The organism is Clostridium sp. JS66, assembly GCF_033561535.1.
GTDB classification, from domain to species: domain Bacteria; phylum Bacillota; class Clostridia; order Clostridiales; family Clostridiaceae; genus Clostridium_AM; species Clostridium_AM carboxidivorans.
Genome location: NZ_CP131467.1, coordinates 981,690 through 998,124 on the forward strand (window position 1 = coordinate 981,690; position 16,435 = coordinate 998,124).

Genomic DNA, 16,435 nt, shown 5'->3' on the forward strand with positions numbered 1-16,435 from the left:
ATTTGAAAAAACATTATTCACAGGAGCAGGTTTATATGGGTATGTGGCTTTAAACGAATCAGAGATGCAAAATTATTTTTGTTTGTAGATATAGGAACTATTGATGAAGCAGAAAATGCAGTACTGAAGGATTTTAGAAATAAGCTAAATAATAATGGAATAAAGCTTCCTCATTCTGGAAATGTAGAAATTGAATCAAATGGCAAGCCATTGTTATACAGGGCAGTATGGGTTGAAAAACTAAAATCATTTAGTATAAATTATTTTCCTAAGAAATAAGGAGGCGTAAGAATGAAAATTTATGATGTCGTTGAAGAATATATAAAGTATGAAAGAATGGATATAAATGTTGAAATAAAATATTCATTAGAAGAGATAAAAAATAAAGTTAATTTGTTAAGAAATAAAATTAAAGAAGAAATACTTAGGACAGAAGATACCAAAGAATTAAAAAGAATTATTAATGATTTTAAGTTAGTTTTAACACCAGCAGAAGAATTTATGATTTATAATCGATTTTTTTATCTAATTAAGAATGATAAAGATGTCATTGAAAGTTTTATAGAAATACTATATTTTTGGGGACCTGATTATGATGATGAAATTGAGATAATAAATAAGTTGTTAGAAAAAAATGAAATAGAAAAAGCATCAGAGGTGTGTATGAGAATAAAATATTAACTTCAAATTTATTAAGAACCAACTACAAAAATATGTATAAAAGCAATAGGATAAAATGGATAAAAATTGAAAAACAATTTATTGTACAATAATAATTCTGCATGAAGTAAGTGAATAAATCAAATAGCAATGTTAAAATGGTAGTAATAGTTAAAAAGCTATTACTACCATTTAGCTTTATAAATTAAAATATAATAAAAAAGAACTTACGAAGGCAGCAGGATTATGAGTCCTGTGTTTTTGAGTTTTTTTTGCTTAATTAGCAAAACAAATTGTTAACAATTTGTTAATGCCCCCCGGGAGTCGTTGTGAAGCCTTGGCTGAGCTTGCTACACCATTTTGCTTATTCTTTGCAAGCCAATTTACAATTTCCATGCCTTATGCAATGTAAATCAGGATTCATAATATATATGCCATACATAAACTATAATTTTGATACAACGGAAAGTCTTTGATTTCAGGGTATTTTGCTGTTTTTTGGATGTAGTTTATATGGTAGTTAGGTTAAATTATTTCATTAAAAGTAATATTAATATAGTAAAAGTGCACAGGGGTGTGGAGAAGGGTGCAAAGGGTATGCATTTTTAATGAAATGATTATCTGATGTCTAACCACTATTCCTCTTGTGGTTATAAGTTCAGGGTTGTATATAAAACTACGTAAGGTTTAGAATAAACATTTTATATTGTAAGACAGATATAAAAAAAATAACAAGTCAGTATCTTTTTTATAATAAAATACACCAATGAATGGGCAAATTAAACATTATGTTATAATTAGAACATAATGTTTAGATCTAATAATCAAGTTACATAAGAGAGTAGGCGTGAATATGTTTACATATATTTTAATACTATTAATATGTATTTTATGCTCAAATATAATAAGTAGGTTTATACCATTCTTATCTGTACCCATAGTACAAATTGCAATGGGAGCATTAATTTCAATAATATATTCTGAATTCAAAATTGAGCTTGATCCACATACATTCTTAGTAATGTTCATTGCTCCGCTTCTTTTCTGCGATGGGAAAAAAGCAGATAAAAGGTCATTATGGAAACAAAAGAAAAATATACTTTTGATGGCATTAGCTTTAGTTGCTGTAACAGTAATATTAGTTGGATTACTTATAAATCAGTTAATACCAGCTATTTCATTACCAGCAGCATTTGCACTTGCAGCAGCTTTATCACCAACGGATTATGTTGCCGTAAGTGCACTTTCAAAAAAGATTTCGCTCCCAAAGAGGATAATACATCTTATAGAAGGTGAAGGTCTTATGAATGATGCATCAGGACTTGTATGTTTTAAATTTGCATTAGCAGCAGCAGTAACCGGAACATTTTCATTGTTTAATGCAACTACAAATTTTTTAATGGTGTCTATTGGAGGAATTATTGCTGGACTAGTTTTAGAACACATTCTAATTAACTTTGAACGATGGATAAAAAATCTTGGAATGGAAGACACTACAGTTGAAATTTTACTTCAAATTCTAACTCCATATATAATATATATTATATCGGAAGAAGTATTTAAAGTTTCAGGTATATTAGCTGTTGTTGTGGCTGGAATGGTATTTTCATTATCATCTAAAAGATTAAGAACCAAAAATGCAAAATTAAATGCAGTATCATCAAATACATGGTCTTTTATAATATATATTCTAAATGGATTTATATTTATAATAGTTGGATTACAATTACCTAGTATAATTAAAACTGCTTTTAAAGAAATTTCAATAAATAACATGATGGCTATTATAGATGTTTTATTAATAACATTGGCTTTACTTGTAATTAGATTTTTGTGGGTTATATTTATGTATAAATTAGGGGGAGAAAAATGTGATGTGAAAGAAGATAAGTTTAAGTTTCATGCTGCTCTTTTAACTTCACTTTCAGGAGTAAGAGGAGGAGTTACATTAGCTACAGTTCTTTCAATTCCTTTAATATTGGATAATGGAGAAGAATTTCCACAAAGAACAATTATTTTATTTTTGGCTGTTGGAGTAATTTTAGCTACTCTTCTTATTGCAACTTTTATATTGCCTATATTTGCTAAAAAAGATAAAACTGAAGACATAAATTGGTCCGAAGCCTTGAATAAAGCACAAATAAAGGTTTGGATTGATACTATAAATAAATTAAAATTAGAAATTGATAACAAAAAATATATTCATTTTACCATAAATGAATATAGGTATCGTATTAATCAATTAAAACATGGAAATTCTTATTATAAGAACTGGAATAGAAGTAGCAAAGAATATAAGAAGTGGATGATCTTATGCTATAAAAAGGAAATTGAAAATACTAAAAAATTATTAAAGGAAGAAAAAATAGAGGAGTCAACTGCACATGCTTATGAAAAAGAAGTTAGAAATAAAATAAAATTAATATCATCTGTAGAAGGCTTTTCACTATTAGTAAAAGAAACATTGGAAAGAATCTCTCTATATATACTTAATATAAGGAAAATTAGGGATATATTAAGAGAAATGCAAAACAAAAAGAAAAGTAAGCAGCATTTAAGGGATATAGCACTCAAAGAACTTCATTCCACTAATGCTGAATACATAATAGAATATGCTAAATCTAATATTACATCTGAAAATGAAGAAACGCTTAAGGAAATAATTTTATATTATCAAGGGGTGTATTTGATATCAAACAGGCTTAGATTAGCAAAAATAAATAAATATGAAAAGAAAAAAGCTGATATTAAGGCAATGCAATTAGAAAGGAATGTTATACAATCGTTATTTGAAAATGGAGAGATTAGTTGGAATATAGCATCTGTACTCAGAAAAAATTTAAATTATATTGAAAGTGATTTATTAAGATAAAGCTATTGCAACAAAAACTGTTCCAGTTTTTGTAAGGTGCCTGTTACCTTACAGAGATTAGCTGACAATCTCTGTTGATATTAGACAATGAAACCCTCGACTAATTGTTTAGTCGAGGGTTTTCTTATTATTTAATGAATACCACCGGTTATCAGTAGTCATAATTTGAAAATTTTCTAGACTTCCGAGGTGTTAGAGGGGAAGGTCGTGAGCCTCTTGCTACTCACTAAGTTTAGAGTAACTTAATCAGTTCTTCTAACTCTTCAGATAAAGCTTTTGCAAGCGTAAAATCAGTATCTTTTAAAGCCAATTCTATTTTTGTTTCAACTAATTTTTTCTTTTGTTCAATTTCTAAATAGTCTCTGTCAAAATGACTAGCATAAATCATCTTTCTAAATTTTCGCATACTCATTTTTCTAATTGTATTATCTTCGACGATTAAAACAAAATCCATACAGTTTACTATAGAATAGAAATCATGAGAAATCATTAAAATTGCACCGTTATAGTTTACTATGGCTTTTTCCAGTGCTATTTGTGAATATGTGTCTAAATGACTTGTCGGTTCATCAAGAAGCAACATGTTTGCTTTACTAGCAGAAACTTTAGCCAATTGAAGTATGTTTTTTTCTCCACCAGATAAAGATTCTATCTTTTGGTTTATGATTTCTTCGTCAAAACCATAGTTTGAAATATATAATCTAATCTCTTCATAAGTTTTAAATCCTGTATCTAAGAATTCTTCAAGTATTGTATTAGAGTCATGTAGTATTTCGCCTTGAAGCTGGGATAAATAAGCGATTTCAATGTCAGGATTTATTTCAATAGAATCATGATTATTTTTAAAGATGTCTCGTAGTAAAGTCGTTTTTCCGGTACCATTTGGACCTATAAGAGCTACTTTATCAGTAGATTTAATCTCAAAGTTAACATTTTCTAAAAGCATCTCATCAAAGCTAGCACTGTAATCAGTAACTTTTAAAGCAATGGTTTCTTCGATTTGATTATTAGTAATTAAACATATATTCGGTTGTTTAATTTCTACAAATGGTGTTTTAATTCTACGAGCTTCTAATCTTTCTTGAAATTTAACTCTAGCTTTTAGAGATTTTCCAGCAGAAGTTTTATCTATAATAGCTGCGGTATCTCTTAGTTTTTTGATTAGGTGCTCGTTTCTCTCAATTTCCTCATTGTCAGCAATAGCCAGTTCTTGTAACTCAATTTTAGTTTGAAGTAATGAGAAGTTATAATCAATATATATTCCATCAAACTCTTGGAGCTTCATATTTTCAAGGTGAATAATTTTGTTAAAACAATGATTCAATAGATATCTGTTATGGGTAATAATTAACATTGTTCCGTTGTGAGAATTAATTAGATTTTTAAGAGAATTAATGTTTTCAAAGTCTAAAAACACATCTGGTTCATCCATAATCATTAAGTTTGGATTATTAAGCATTTCCTTAATCACTTGAATAAGTTTAAACTCTCCACCACTAAGTTCAGATACCATTAAATCTTTAAGTTTGTTTAGGTTTGCAAGATTTAGTTTCTTAATAAGGTTGCTTTCGAAATCATCCCCACCAATTGAATCAAGTGAGTCTAAAGCTTGTTGGTACTTTATTAGTAAAGTATCAATATCTGAAGATGTTTCCATTTCAGTACAAATAGATGTTATTTCATTTTGTAGCTTAATAAATTCTTCTCCTATATATTCGAAAACTGTAGTTTCTTTTATTTTGTCTAGTTGCGAGAACTGACTTACATATCCAATTCTACAATTTGGATCTATCTCTAGTTTACCATCGAACATATATCTTTCTGGATCCATAATTATATCTATCAGTGTACTTTTTCCACTACCACTTGTTCCTATAAAAGCGCAATGCTGATCATCTTCTAAGGTAAATGAAATCTTATTATATAGATCTTTTTGCGGAAATGAGTACGACAAGTTATCAACTTTTATCATATTATTACCTCTCTTTATCACTAAAAAAGAGCCTATAAAAATAAGCCCCTCAATATATTTTCTTATCATTTGCAATTTTACACTTGATTTCTATTTAGTAAAGACATTCTACTGAGTTTAACATTGATAGCATAACACTTTTTTAGACTAAGTTCAATCATTTCATATTTGAAGTATTAACAAGTGAGTACAGCAAAGCATGTTCTCACAAAGGGGTCAGACTCATGTAAATAAATGTAAAAACTTCTGATGATCTACAATTAGAATTTATTGCTGGGCTATGATTAAAGGTAGTGATAAGACTTTGCATGAAATGAGACAAGAGAAAATGTTATCTTTTGAAAGTTAAACACAAAACAGCAGCAGGTTTAAGTTTAAGCCAACTGCTGTTTTTTTACTAAAAGGGAATATCGCCATCATCAATAGGAACAGGTTCTGGAGCAACAGGGTAAAAATCCTGAAGTGCTGTAATTTTAATATCATTAACTGCAATTTTAAATTGAGACTTAGCCATTGACGTTAGAATTCCAACATTTTTACAATTTAAAATTCTATCTTTTATGGAAGTGTCTTTAACATATACAACAAGAGTTTCACCACATTGTTTTGCAGTAGAATTTTCTAAAAGAGTACTTAATAAAGTATAGCCTTCAAGGAATAATGTAAATCCCATTGTATCCCAATCCTTAATATCTTCAGCAGTATTTGATGTGCTGCTCAGGTTTTCTTCAAATTCCATTTTATTTAGTAGAGCTTCACGTGTTGGCTCCCAGTCAGGCAGTAAATTACTATTATAAAAAGTAGTTACGTTTCCACATTTAGGACAATACCTAGCATTACCAGGAGCTGTTGTGTGGCAGCCGCCGCAATCATTTGTACATTCGTTAAATAAATATTGTCCACATATAGGGCAATATTCATCAGATTCCCCAATAACACTGTTACCGCATTTAGGGCAAATAGAAACTTTCATAGTATTTTCACTTATTTTAAAACCGTCATCATATTTCATAGTAGTTACCCCCCTAGTACCATTTTTCAAAAACATTCCACAAATTTTACAATAGGAATCCTTTGGATTTATTTCCGCATTTTCACAGTTTTCACAAACTAAAAAGGTTTTAGAAAATCTTAAATGAGAACACTTAAGGTTACTTAACCTTTTTAATACAGCCCATTCTGAAACATTAAAATGTTCTGCCACATTTTCTAAAGATGTAAAATTGCAGGTAGATATTTTACTTTCAGGCATAAGTATTCTACCTGCAAATTCATCAGCTTCTAGTTCCTCTATATATAAATCATCTTCTGTTTTATACTTATCTGGAAGTTCATAATGTTTTAGATAAATATGAGCTATTTCATGAGCTAAAGTGAAATTAAGTCTCCGATGCTTGGACATTTCAAAAGGATAATGAATTTTATTTTTGTTAACAATTATTAAAAAATTGTCCAATTCACTTGAATACACTGTTGCTGCATCTGTTTTATGAGATAAGTTTGGAATCGATTTTATATGAATAGGCAGACATTGCTCTTCCTGAATTTTTAATATAAGTTTAACACAATCTAAGGGCCAATATTTTAATTCAAAGTCTTTTATAAAGTCTTTTACCCTTTTAGTAATATATTCAATCCTATGCTGGGGTATTTTATCTATAATAACTGTCTTTACTAGAATGACACATATAATCCCTCCACATCATAAAGTAGAACAAGTGTTCTGTAAGTTAATTATAATATGAAATTATTACCAAGTAAAGAAAAAACAAGAATAAATTTATTTATTCTTGTTTTTATTTAAATAAAAGTTTGCAAATTCTTTTATGGCGGTTATGTCTTCCTTAGGTAACTCAGAGGTAACTCTATTCATAATAGTTAAAAGTTCAGAATCTTTATTATGAATATTTTTTGCCATTTTTAGAGTATCTGCAAATTCACCGTCTTCAGTTCTAAAAATGAGTTCAGTATATTTTTCGTGATCGATTGTTTCTTCAATATAACCTGCTTTAGTCATTAATTCACCGTAGCTTATTCCAAGGTGGGGTGCTATTGCCTTTAGTATATTTGGAGATGGCTTTTGTCTTTCTCCAGATTCTATACGTGAAATTTCTGTATTGCTAATATTGCAAAGATCAGCAAGCTGTCTTTGAGACAGTCCTTTTTCTTTTCTAAGATTTTTTAAAAATTCACCAAATTTCATAATAGACAATCCCTCCTAAATTTAATTATATAATAAGTGTTGCCATTTGGCAATGAAAAAGTTTCAATATATTTGACAAACGGTTACACAATTTAGTACAATTTTATTGTAACCTAATGGAAACAATATGGAGGGATGAAAAGTGCAACCTAATAAAAAATATATCATAGATCTCATTCATAAAAGTAACTGGTCACAAAATAAGTTTGCCATGAAGGCTGGAGTTTCAAAGACTACAGTAAGTAGGTGGGTTAATGGAAAGAGGGGAGCAGGGGCAGAATTAATAGCTGGTATAATTAGGGCTTTTCCTGATGAGCCAATAGATAAGCTATTTTTTTTATAAATTATGTTGCTAAATAGTGACGTTAATCGATAGATAGAAACAGAACTAAATATAGTCAACGGCAAAAAGGAGGACAAATCATATATGAAAGTTAGAAATGAAGTTTTAAAGGAAAAACTAAAGAAAAATTTATGGAGTCAAAATGAGCTAGCAATAAGAGTAGGTGTTACCATGGGAACAATAAGTAGAGTCATGAATAGTAAAAGAGGAGCTGGTAGAAAAGTTATAGAAGGACTTCTTAGAACTTTTCCAGAGGAAACAATAGAGTCTTTATTTTATACAAAGAAAAATTAAGAAAGAGGTGTTGTATATATGGATATTAATATAAACGTAAGGATTGATTCTCCAGATATTATGAATTCCTTATTGGCTTATCAGAAGCATTAGCACAAATAAAAACAGGAGCTGAAATAAAAGGTCAAACTCAGATAAAGCCTGAAGAAGTACAAACACCAAAAGAAAAAAACAAGGTAGTAACTTTAGAAGAAGTAAGGGGACTTCTTGCAAGGCTTTCACAAGCTGGAAAACAGCAGAAGGTAAAAGCACTTATAGAAAAGTTTGGTGGCAAAAGATTATCGGATATTCCAAAGCAAAAATATGGTGAACTTTTAAAAGAAGCTGAGACTATTTAGAAATACTTGAACATATGCAGATTTTAAAAATCAGGAGGGATTATCTATGAAGGTTATAACAGGAAAAGTAAGATTCAGTTATGCAAATGTGTGGGATCCTAAAAGTATTAATGGAGGTGACCCAAAATATTCAGTAAGTTTAATCATACCTAAAGCTGATAAAGCCACCCTTAATAAAGTGAAAGAAGCAATTGAATCTGCTAAAAAAGAGGGAATATCTAAATTAGGGGGCAGTATACCAGATAACTTAAAAATGCCTCTTAGGGATGGGGATGTTGATAGGGTAGAGGAAGAAGCTTATAAAGACAGCTATTTTATAAATGCAAATAGCAATACAAAGCCTGGAATAGTAGATAAAAATGTACAAACCATAACAGATAAAAGTGAATTTTACAGCGGTTGCTATGGGAGAGCCAGTATTACATTTTATGCTTACAATGTTGATGGAAACAAAGGTATAGCCTGCGGACTTGAAAATCTTCAAAAGTTAGAGGATGGGGAACCACTTGGCGGACACAGCAGAGCTGAAGATGATTTTGAGGCAGCAGGAGACAGCTTTTTAGATTAATTTTTAGGAATAAGAACTTATCACATATCTAGAAATGGGCATTTCACTTAGAAAGTTGAGTATTTAAAACATTTTCAAAAAAATAAGTACAAATGCCAGTCTATTTTGTGTTTTGCGGTGGATTTACTATGGGCAGAATCTGTGGCCTTATCTGATGCAAAGTATCCATTTCATCTGGACTAATTATTTTCTTTCAGATAACTAACTTATAAGGAGATGATTATTTGCTATCCATTGATATAGAAACCTATTCAAGTGTTGATATTACAAAATCTGGAGTTTATGCATATACAGAGGCAGAAGATTTTGAAATATTATTGTTTGCCTATGCTTATGAGGATGAAGAAATAAATATTATAGATTTAGCTTTTGGTGAAAAGTTACCACAAAGTATAATAGAAGATTTAACTAATCCAAAACTTATAAAAACAGCTTTTAATGCTAACTTTGAAAGAACCTGTCTGGCAAAATATTTAAATAAACCTATGCCGCTGGAGCAGTGGAGATGCAGTGCTGTTCATGCATTAGCTTTAGGATTTGGAGGAAGCCTTGAAGGAGCTGTTAAAAGTTTAAATTTACAGCATCAGAAAATGAAGGAAGGGAAGGCTCTTATAAGGTACTTTTCTATGCCCTGCAAAGGTGGTGGAAGGAGTCGGAATTTACCTCAGCATAATATAGAAAAATGGAAGGTATTTAAAACTTATTGCAAGCAGGATGTTTGGGGTGCCAATTGAAAAGATAGTTAAAGGTAATATGGAATACTCATTAAGACAGAAAGGAAAAGTGGCAACCCTTGCTTGTGGTTATCAAGGAAGTACAGGTGCGCTTATAGCAATGGGAGCTGTAAAGATGGGATTAAAGGAAGAGGAACTTCCAGGCATTGTTGCAGCTTGGAGAAAATCAAATTCTAATATAGTAAAGCTGTGGAGAAAAATTGAGGATGCAGCAATAGAAGCAGTAAGGGAAAAGAAAGTAGTGAAAATGCAGTATGGGCTTGAGTTTTTTGGAAGTGAAGAATTTTTATTTATCAAGCTTCCTTCAGGAAGAAGTCTTTCTTATGTAAGACCTAGAATTGAAAAGGATTTTAGGTTCAATAAACTAAAACTTACTTATGAAGGAATAGAGCAGGGAACTAAAGCATGGGGAAGACTTAACACTTATGGAGGAAAACTTACAGAAAATATAGTTCAAGCAATTGCCAGAGATTGTTTAGCTTATGCAATGCTAAGGCTGGATAGGGCGGGTTATAAAATAGTGTTTCATGTTCATGATGAAGTTATATTGGATGTGCCAAATGGATTTGGTTCTTTAAAGGAAGTAAATGAAATCATGGGTAAACCTATTACATGGGCAAAAGGACTTCCATTAAAAGCTGATGGTTTTGAAACTGGTTATTATAAGAAGGATTAACCAGACACTCAGGTTTCTTCTACGAGAATTTTGGAGGTGGAGCACATTGAAAAATGATGGTGTTATTACAATTGCGGTAGGTAGAAATCGTAAGGAATTAAAGTGGAAAAATAAAGAGATGAAGTGGTCCGAATTTTTAGATAAGGTAAGTAAAGCCGTAAGAACACCAGAAACTTATGAACAATATAATAAGCTGCCTAAAAATGAGCAGGATGATATAAAAGATGTGGGTGGTTTTGTTGGTGGAGCTTTAAGATCTGGGAGGAGAAAAGGTGATGCTGTTTTAAACAGAAGTATTCTTACTTTAGATGTTGATTATGGACAAGAAGGCTTATGGGATACTATAGAAATGCTATTTAACTTTGGATGTTGTATGTATACAACCCATAAACACAGTAAAGATAAACCAAGATTCAGATTAGTTATTCCATTAAGCAGGACTGTAACTTCTGAAGAATATGGAGCAGTAGCAAGGAAAGTTGCAGAGGATATAGGAATTGATTATTTTGATGATACAACTTATGAACCTTCAAGACTTATGTATTGGCCATCCACATCACAAGATGGAGAATTTATTTTTAAATATCAAGATGAAGCATGGTTAAATCCTGATTATATTTTAAGTAGATATGAACATTGGCAGGAGGTTTCTTTGTGGCCAGAGTCTTCAAGAAACATGAAGATTAGAGAAAAGTCAGCAGATAAACAAGGAAATCCAAGGGAGAAAGATGGAATTGTAGGTGCATTTTGCAGAACTTATTCTGTAGTGGAGGTTATTGAAAAGTTTTTAAGTGATATATATGTACCCTGTGCTGATAAAAATAGATATACCTATGCCAAGGGTTCGACAAGTGGAGGCTTAGTTATTTATGAAAAGGGTGATTTTGCTTATTCACATCATGGAACAGACGCGGTAGCAGGTAAACTTTGCAATGCCTTTGACTTAGTAAGAATTCATAAGTTTGGACATTTAGATGAAGAGGTTAAAGAAGGAACAGCAGCTGGAAAGCTGCCTTCTTATGAAGCTATGATTGATTTTAGTAGAAGGGATGAAGAAGTAAAGCGCACCATTGGAGAAGAAAGGTTAAAAGCAGCAAAAGAAGATTTTACAGACATGGAAGCTTTAGAACACATGGATACAGAGTGGTTGAAGCTTCTTGAGGTTAATAAAAGAGGTTTTTATAGACCAACCATAGATAATTTAGTTTTAATTCTTGAAAATGATCCATATTTAAAAGAAAAAATAGCTTTAAATGAGTTTTCACACAGAACAATGATAAGAGGGAATCTTCCATGGCATAAGTTAAATAATACAGAAGAGGGTGATCTCTGGAAAGATAGTGATGATGCTGCATTAAGGTATTACAGTGAAAAAATATATGGAATAACTTCACCTACAAAAATAGATGATGCACTTTTAATTGTGGAAGAAAAAAATAAATATCATCCAATAAGGGATTATCTTAAAGAAACTGTATGGGATGGGACAAGGAGAGTTGAGACCTTGTTTATTGATTATCTTGGTGCAGAGGATAGTTCTTATACAAGAACAGTAACCAGAAAAGCTGTGGCTGCAGCAGTTGCCCGTGTGTTTGTACCTGGAATAAAGTTTGATTATATGCTTGTTTTAGTTGGCAGACAGGGAATAGGAAAAAGCCATATTATAAGCTTGCTGGGTAAAAATTGGTATTCTGATTCTTTTCATACAGTGCAGGGAAAGGAAGCTTATGAACAGCTTCAAGATGCATGGATTATTGAAATGGCAGAGCTTTCTGCTACTAAAAGAGCAGAAACGGAAGCTGTAAAACATTTTATATCTAAAAGAGAGGATATTTACAGAGTTGCATATGGTAAGCGTGTAACAAAATTTCCAAGGCAGTGTGTATTTTTGGGAACCACTAATGATAATGATTTTTTAAGAGATAAAACAGGAAATAGACGTTATTGGCCTATACTTGTAGGAATAAATAAAATTAATAAAAACTTATGGAAAGAAATGAATCAATATGAAATAGATCAAATATGGGCAGAAGCTTTGAAGCTTTGTGAGGAAGGGGAGGATTTATTCCTTGCACCTGATATAGAAAAAGAAGCTGTTAAGGTTCAAGCACAACACACGGAAGAAAGTTCTAAGGAAGGCTTAATTAGAGAATATCTTAATAGGAGGCTACCTGAAAATTGGAAAGATCTCGATATTGGAGCACGCAGACTTTTTATCCATGGTACTGATTTTGGAGAAGCTAAAGAAGGTACTGTTTAAAGGGATAAGGTATGTGCAATGGAAATATGGGTAGAGCTTTTTCAAGCAGATCCAAAACAGATGACACCTGTTCAAGCAAGAGAAATTAATGATATTTTAAGAAAAATTGAAGGATGGAAACCTTATTGTAAAGGAACAGGAAAACTTAAATTTGGAAAAACCTACGGATTGCAAAGAGCATTTACAAGAACTTAACCTTTCAAGGTATCCATAAAATGTAGCATGGATACGGTTAAGGATACGCCTGAAAGTTAGTAAACATAAGGGCTTGGTTTTATTGGTATCCTATATATCCTTATTTATTATATAGAGATATGTGAAATATGGAAATAGGTATATACCTTATATTTATATAGTGGTAAGGGTAATAGGGAAGGAGTTTTATGGATATGTGGATACCATTTGGTAGAGGGGCATATATTTTAAAAGTTCAACTTTCGCACATACAAAACTTTTTCAGAAGACAGAATACAAAGGACAGTGAAGGATGATTTTTCTTCGCTGCGCTGAGAAAAATCTTTAATTAAGTTTTTGATGACTCGTTTCGCTAAAGCGAAACATTGCTGATTTATATAAATTTGAAGATTCTTTTGCTTTAGCAAAACAAGCTTTAAAATAAATTAGTTTTCCGACGTAAGGAAGAAAACTTACCTTACTGACGAGCCAGGGAACTCTTGTACTTTATTAGGCGTAGAAAATTTTAATACACAGACTAATTGTATTTTTGTCAATGAGGATGGAACTATTAATCAAAAAGAACTAGACAATAGTCAATTGTAGTTAATTTGTAATATTAAAGATTGTAATAGAATAACTTCGTCCTAAGATAAGACGAAGTTACCTGATTCTTAAATTATCTATAAATGAAAGAATGCCATATAGGACTATTATCAGCATAAAAATGTACATCTGCTTTTGACCAATATTTAGACCAACCATATGACATGGTATATGATTCTCCTGATCTTACAACTATATCATTTCCATGTATTTCACCTAATTCATTTCCAGCATCATCATAAAATATAACTAGTGCTCTGTAAGTATGCGTTTTGCTATCACTAGGTGTCGCACTACCAATAACATTGTTATATTGATCTGCATATGCGGTACATCTATAAGTTGTATTGCTATATGAAGCAGTTAAATTATTTTTCATATTATTTTTTATAGGAGCAGCTTGTACATTTGTAAATACTAAGTTAGAAGCTAAAATTGCTCCACATAAGGCTGGTGCCATAAATTTAATTTTTTTGTTCATAATATCATTCCCTTTCTTATAAAGAATATGTAATATATTACAATATAAATGTATCATTATAAAGACTAAATGTAACTATTCAGTTATTATAATAATATAGAATAATATAAAGCTTTATATTATTAATATAAATAAAATAAAAAAATCTGTAAAGCGAATTATCGGGAAATACACATTTTAAGTTTTAAACAGTGTATTTTGTTATAATTCTTATTTTAGGATAAAAAGTAGACGTTTTGCGATATTCGATTGACTTTTGAAGATTGTAATAATTATTTTCAATAATTTTTAAAAGAAGAAATATTTTTATTATCTCACTATTATCAAGAAAATAACTTAATGCTTATACCTGAATAATAACGACTAAATGTAAAATTACAAATATACTCATAATTATAATTTTAATTTTAAAATGATCTATAATGCCAATAAGTACACATAAAACCATAAAATACATCGATATACCAAAGAATGTATATACCGATAATTAGATAGTTGAACAATACAAATATAAAGTGTACTTATTGTAAATTTTAAATTTTCTTCCGATTAATTAATAGAGCTTAAAGGAAATTATATTATTGAAGTTTATTTATTAAAGTTAAGAAAGCTTTGGGCAAATTTATTAGCTGCAGTCATGGAGTATTCCTCCAGGGTCACATCCAATAAGATTGTCCAAAGCAAAAATAATAATTTGTTAAAAGACAATCCTTGTGTATTAAAGGCATTACTTTAAAAAAGCAGTAGCTGGATGTGGTATAAATTATAGAAAGGCTATTAAGTGAGAAAATGCTTAAATAATTTATGAGTAATTTGAAAAAACTGTGAAAGTTGCGTTAAAAAATAAAATTAGAGATTGGGGATGAGAGTGTGGAAACTAGAGAATATGTGGAGTATCTTTTGAAAAATTATAATGAAATATTGAAAGACATAGATCAATTGAAGTTTGAGTATGAAGCCTTTAAGAATTTTGAATCAGAGGAGGTTATAGAAGTTCTTAATTTTTCATCAGCAAGTGGTGATAGGGTTATAACAAGTAATATTTCAGATAAAACCTGTAAGATAGCTTTAGTATATAATGAGGTTACAAAGAGAATGAGTAAAGAAAGCAAAGAAGAAATTTATAAGATGATGAAGGCTGCAGAGTTTGAGATTACAAGGTTAAATTATTGTATAGAGAGATTAGAACCTAAGGTTAAAGAGGTTTTAAAGAAAATATTTATCGAAAAGCTTTCCTGGAATAGTGTTTGTGAAATTGGAATATATAGGAGGTACAATTCAAAAAGTGATAGGTAGATGGGATCAAAAACAAACAGATGAGAAAGTGCTGTATGTACTTAGCAGTATTTGTTCCATAAGTATAATAATATTAGCATCTATACAAATTTTAGGCGTTTGGAAAACTGAAATAAATGTAGTTGAGCCATTGTTGGGTGTGTTAATGCTAATTCAAACCATTCAGAATTGGAAGAAAAATAAACCGGTTGCTAGAATTAGTTTATGTGCTGCGATAATTATTTTTGGATGTTTAATTTTTGAATTTGTGATAAGATAAAGTCAAGTGTCACTAGCTTGGCTGGTGGTACTTGACTTTAAGGCTATGTTAAAGAATAGTGTTCATAATAAAACATTTTTTAAGTGAACTTATTAAAAAATTTTCTTATTTCCATTTCGTGAATATTATTACCAATTAAAAATCTATCTTGTGATTTATGCCGGTTCATGTTTATCAATAATATACCATCCAGTTTCCGTTTTCTTAACAGTAAATGTTATTGGTATATCCCATGAACCTCCGACTGTTTTATTTTGAGAATCCTTTATGCTAACTGAATATGTCATTTTGACATAAATTATATCTTTTTTTACACTTTGTGAATCTTCCTTTAGACTAAAGTCTACTTTGAAAGGCTTTTTATATTCAGGATTATTTACTGGATATACTTTATAAATGTTAGTCCTTTTAAATACATCTTCTGACATATGCTTTGACAATTCATCAGAATATCCTTTATCAGTAAGAAATGCCTCCTTAACCGTATTATAGATGTCAATTTTTTTATTGTTGCTGCTTGTTTGGCTTATTCCACAAGATGTAAGTATAAGCATGAAGGCAATTAACATAATTAAATACCTTGTACTCATCTTTTTAATAACAATCACATCCTTTAACTTATAAATAAATATAATTAATATATTTGTAATTTTATACAAATTAATCATCTATTTAATTATACATAAAATAAATACAAAA

The 16,435-nt window shown here is 30.3% G+C and carries 15 protein-coding genes and 1 pseudogene; 11 read left to right on the top strand and 5 right to left on the bottom strand.

Annotated elements, in window-relative coordinates:
• Positions 1-78 precede the first annotated feature (78 nt).
• From Q6H37_RS04530 to Q6H37_RS04540, 3 genes are all read left to right on the top strand, one after another.
• Entirely contained in the window at positions 79-279 is a 201-nt protein-coding gene (locus tag Q6H37_RS04530; protein WP_318739476.1) for a hypothetical protein, read from the top strand.
• 12 nt (positions 280-291) lie between these two features.
• A complete protein-coding gene (locus Q6H37_RS04535) occupies positions 292-681 on the top strand; it encodes a hypothetical protein (RefSeq protein WP_318739478.1) in 390 nt (129 codons plus the stop codon).
• 832 nt (positions 682-1,513) lie between these two features.
• On the top strand, positions 1,514-3,532 hold the full coding sequence (locus Q6H37_RS04540) for a Na+/H+ antiporter (protein WP_318739480.1): 2,019 nt from the start codon (positions 1,514-1,516) through the stop codon (positions 3,530-3,532).
• Between the two features lie 232 nt (positions 3,533-3,764).
• Here Q6H37_RS04540 and Q6H37_RS04545 read toward each other — a convergent pair whose 3' ends face one another.
• The 3 genes from Q6H37_RS04545 to Q6H37_RS04555 all read right to left on the bottom strand — a co-directional run bounded on the left by Q6H37_RS04545 (position 3,765) and on the right by Q6H37_RS04555 (position 7,707).
• Complete coding sequence (locus tag Q6H37_RS04545; protein WP_318739482.1) at positions 3,765-5,504, bottom strand: ABC-F family ATP-binding cassette domain-containing protein; 1,740 nt, start codon at positions 5,502-5,504, stop codon at positions 3,765-3,767.
• Between the two features lie 397 nt (positions 5,505-5,901).
• Entirely contained in the window at positions 5,902-6,975 is a 1,074-nt protein-coding gene (locus Q6H37_RS04550; RefSeq protein WP_318739485.1) for an ImmA/IrrE family metallo-endopeptidase, read from the bottom strand.
• Positions 6,976-7,284: 309 nt separating this feature from the next.
• Positions 7,285-7,707 (bottom strand): helix-turn-helix transcriptional regulator, encoded by a 423-nt coding sequence (locus tag Q6H37_RS04555; protein ID WP_318739487.1) that lies wholly within the window; start codon positions 7,705-7,707, stop codon positions 7,285-7,287.
• 142 nt (positions 7,708-7,849) lie between these two features.
• Here Q6H37_RS04555 and Q6H37_RS04560 point away from each other — a divergent pair, with 142 nt between their 5' ends.
• From Q6H37_RS04560 to Q6H37_RS29505, 6 genes and pseudogenes are all read left to right on the top strand, one after another.
• Positions 7,850-8,050, top strand: a complete 201-nt coding sequence (locus tag Q6H37_RS04560; RefSeq protein WP_318739489.1) for a helix-turn-helix transcriptional regulator — start codon at positions 7,850-7,852, stop codon at positions 8,048-8,050.
• Between the two features lie 84 nt (positions 8,051-8,134).
• Positions 8,135-8,344, top strand: coding sequence for a helix-turn-helix transcriptional regulator (locus Q6H37_RS04565; RefSeq protein WP_318739491.1), 210 nt, complete (start codon positions 8,135-8,137; stop codon positions 8,342-8,344).
• A gap of 384 nt (positions 8,345-8,728) precedes the next feature.
• Complete coding sequence (locus Q6H37_RS04570; RefSeq protein WP_318739493.1) at positions 8,729-9,250, top strand: DUF2815 family protein; 522 nt, start codon at positions 8,729-8,731, stop codon at positions 9,248-9,250.
• A 224-nt stretch (positions 9,251-9,474) separates the two neighbouring features.
• Positions 9,475-10,660, top strand: a pseudogene (locus Q6H37_RS04575) (hypothetical protein).
• A gap of 46 nt (positions 10,661-10,706) precedes the next feature.
• Positions 10,707-12,920: a VapE domain-containing protein gene (locus tag Q6H37_RS04580; RefSeq protein WP_412523905.1), complete on the top strand. Its 2,214-nt coding sequence runs from the start codon at positions 10,707-10,709 to the stop codon at positions 12,918-12,920.
• Positions 12,921-12,938: 18 nt separating this feature from the next.
• Complete coding sequence (locus Q6H37_RS29505; RefSeq protein ID WP_412523906.1) at positions 12,939-13,115, top strand: hypothetical protein; 177 nt, start codon at positions 12,939-12,941, stop codon at positions 13,113-13,115.
• A gap of 658 nt (positions 13,116-13,773) precedes the next feature.
• Here Q6H37_RS29505 and Q6H37_RS04585 read toward each other — a convergent pair.
• Positions 13,774-14,181, bottom strand: coding sequence for a hypothetical protein (locus Q6H37_RS04585; protein WP_318739495.1), 408 nt, complete (start codon positions 14,179-14,181; stop codon positions 13,774-13,776).
• Positions 14,182-15,051: 870 nt separating this feature from the next.
• On the opposite strand from Q6H37_RS04585, the gene Q6H37_RS04590 reads away from it, so the two are divergent.
• Both Q6H37_RS04590 and Q6H37_RS04595 read left to right on the top strand, forming a co-directional pair.
• Positions 15,052-15,477, top strand: a complete 426-nt coding sequence (locus Q6H37_RS04590) for a hypothetical protein (protein ID WP_318739497.1) — start codon at positions 15,052-15,054, stop codon at positions 15,475-15,477.
• Positions 15,467-15,736: a hypothetical protein gene (locus tag Q6H37_RS04595; RefSeq protein WP_318739499.1), complete on the top strand. Its 270-nt coding sequence runs from the start codon at positions 15,467-15,469 to the stop codon at positions 15,734-15,736. Before Q6H37_RS04590 ends, Q6H37_RS04595 begins: the two co-directional genes overlap by 11 nt.
• 155 nt (positions 15,737-15,891) lie before the next feature.
• Here Q6H37_RS04595 and Q6H37_RS04600 read toward each other — a convergent pair whose 3' ends face one another.
• A complete protein-coding gene (locus Q6H37_RS04600; RefSeq protein ID WP_318739500.1) occupies positions 15,892-16,305 on the bottom strand; it encodes a hypothetical protein in 414 nt (137 codons plus the stop codon).
• Between the last annotated feature and the right edge of the window lie 130 nt (positions 16,306-16,435).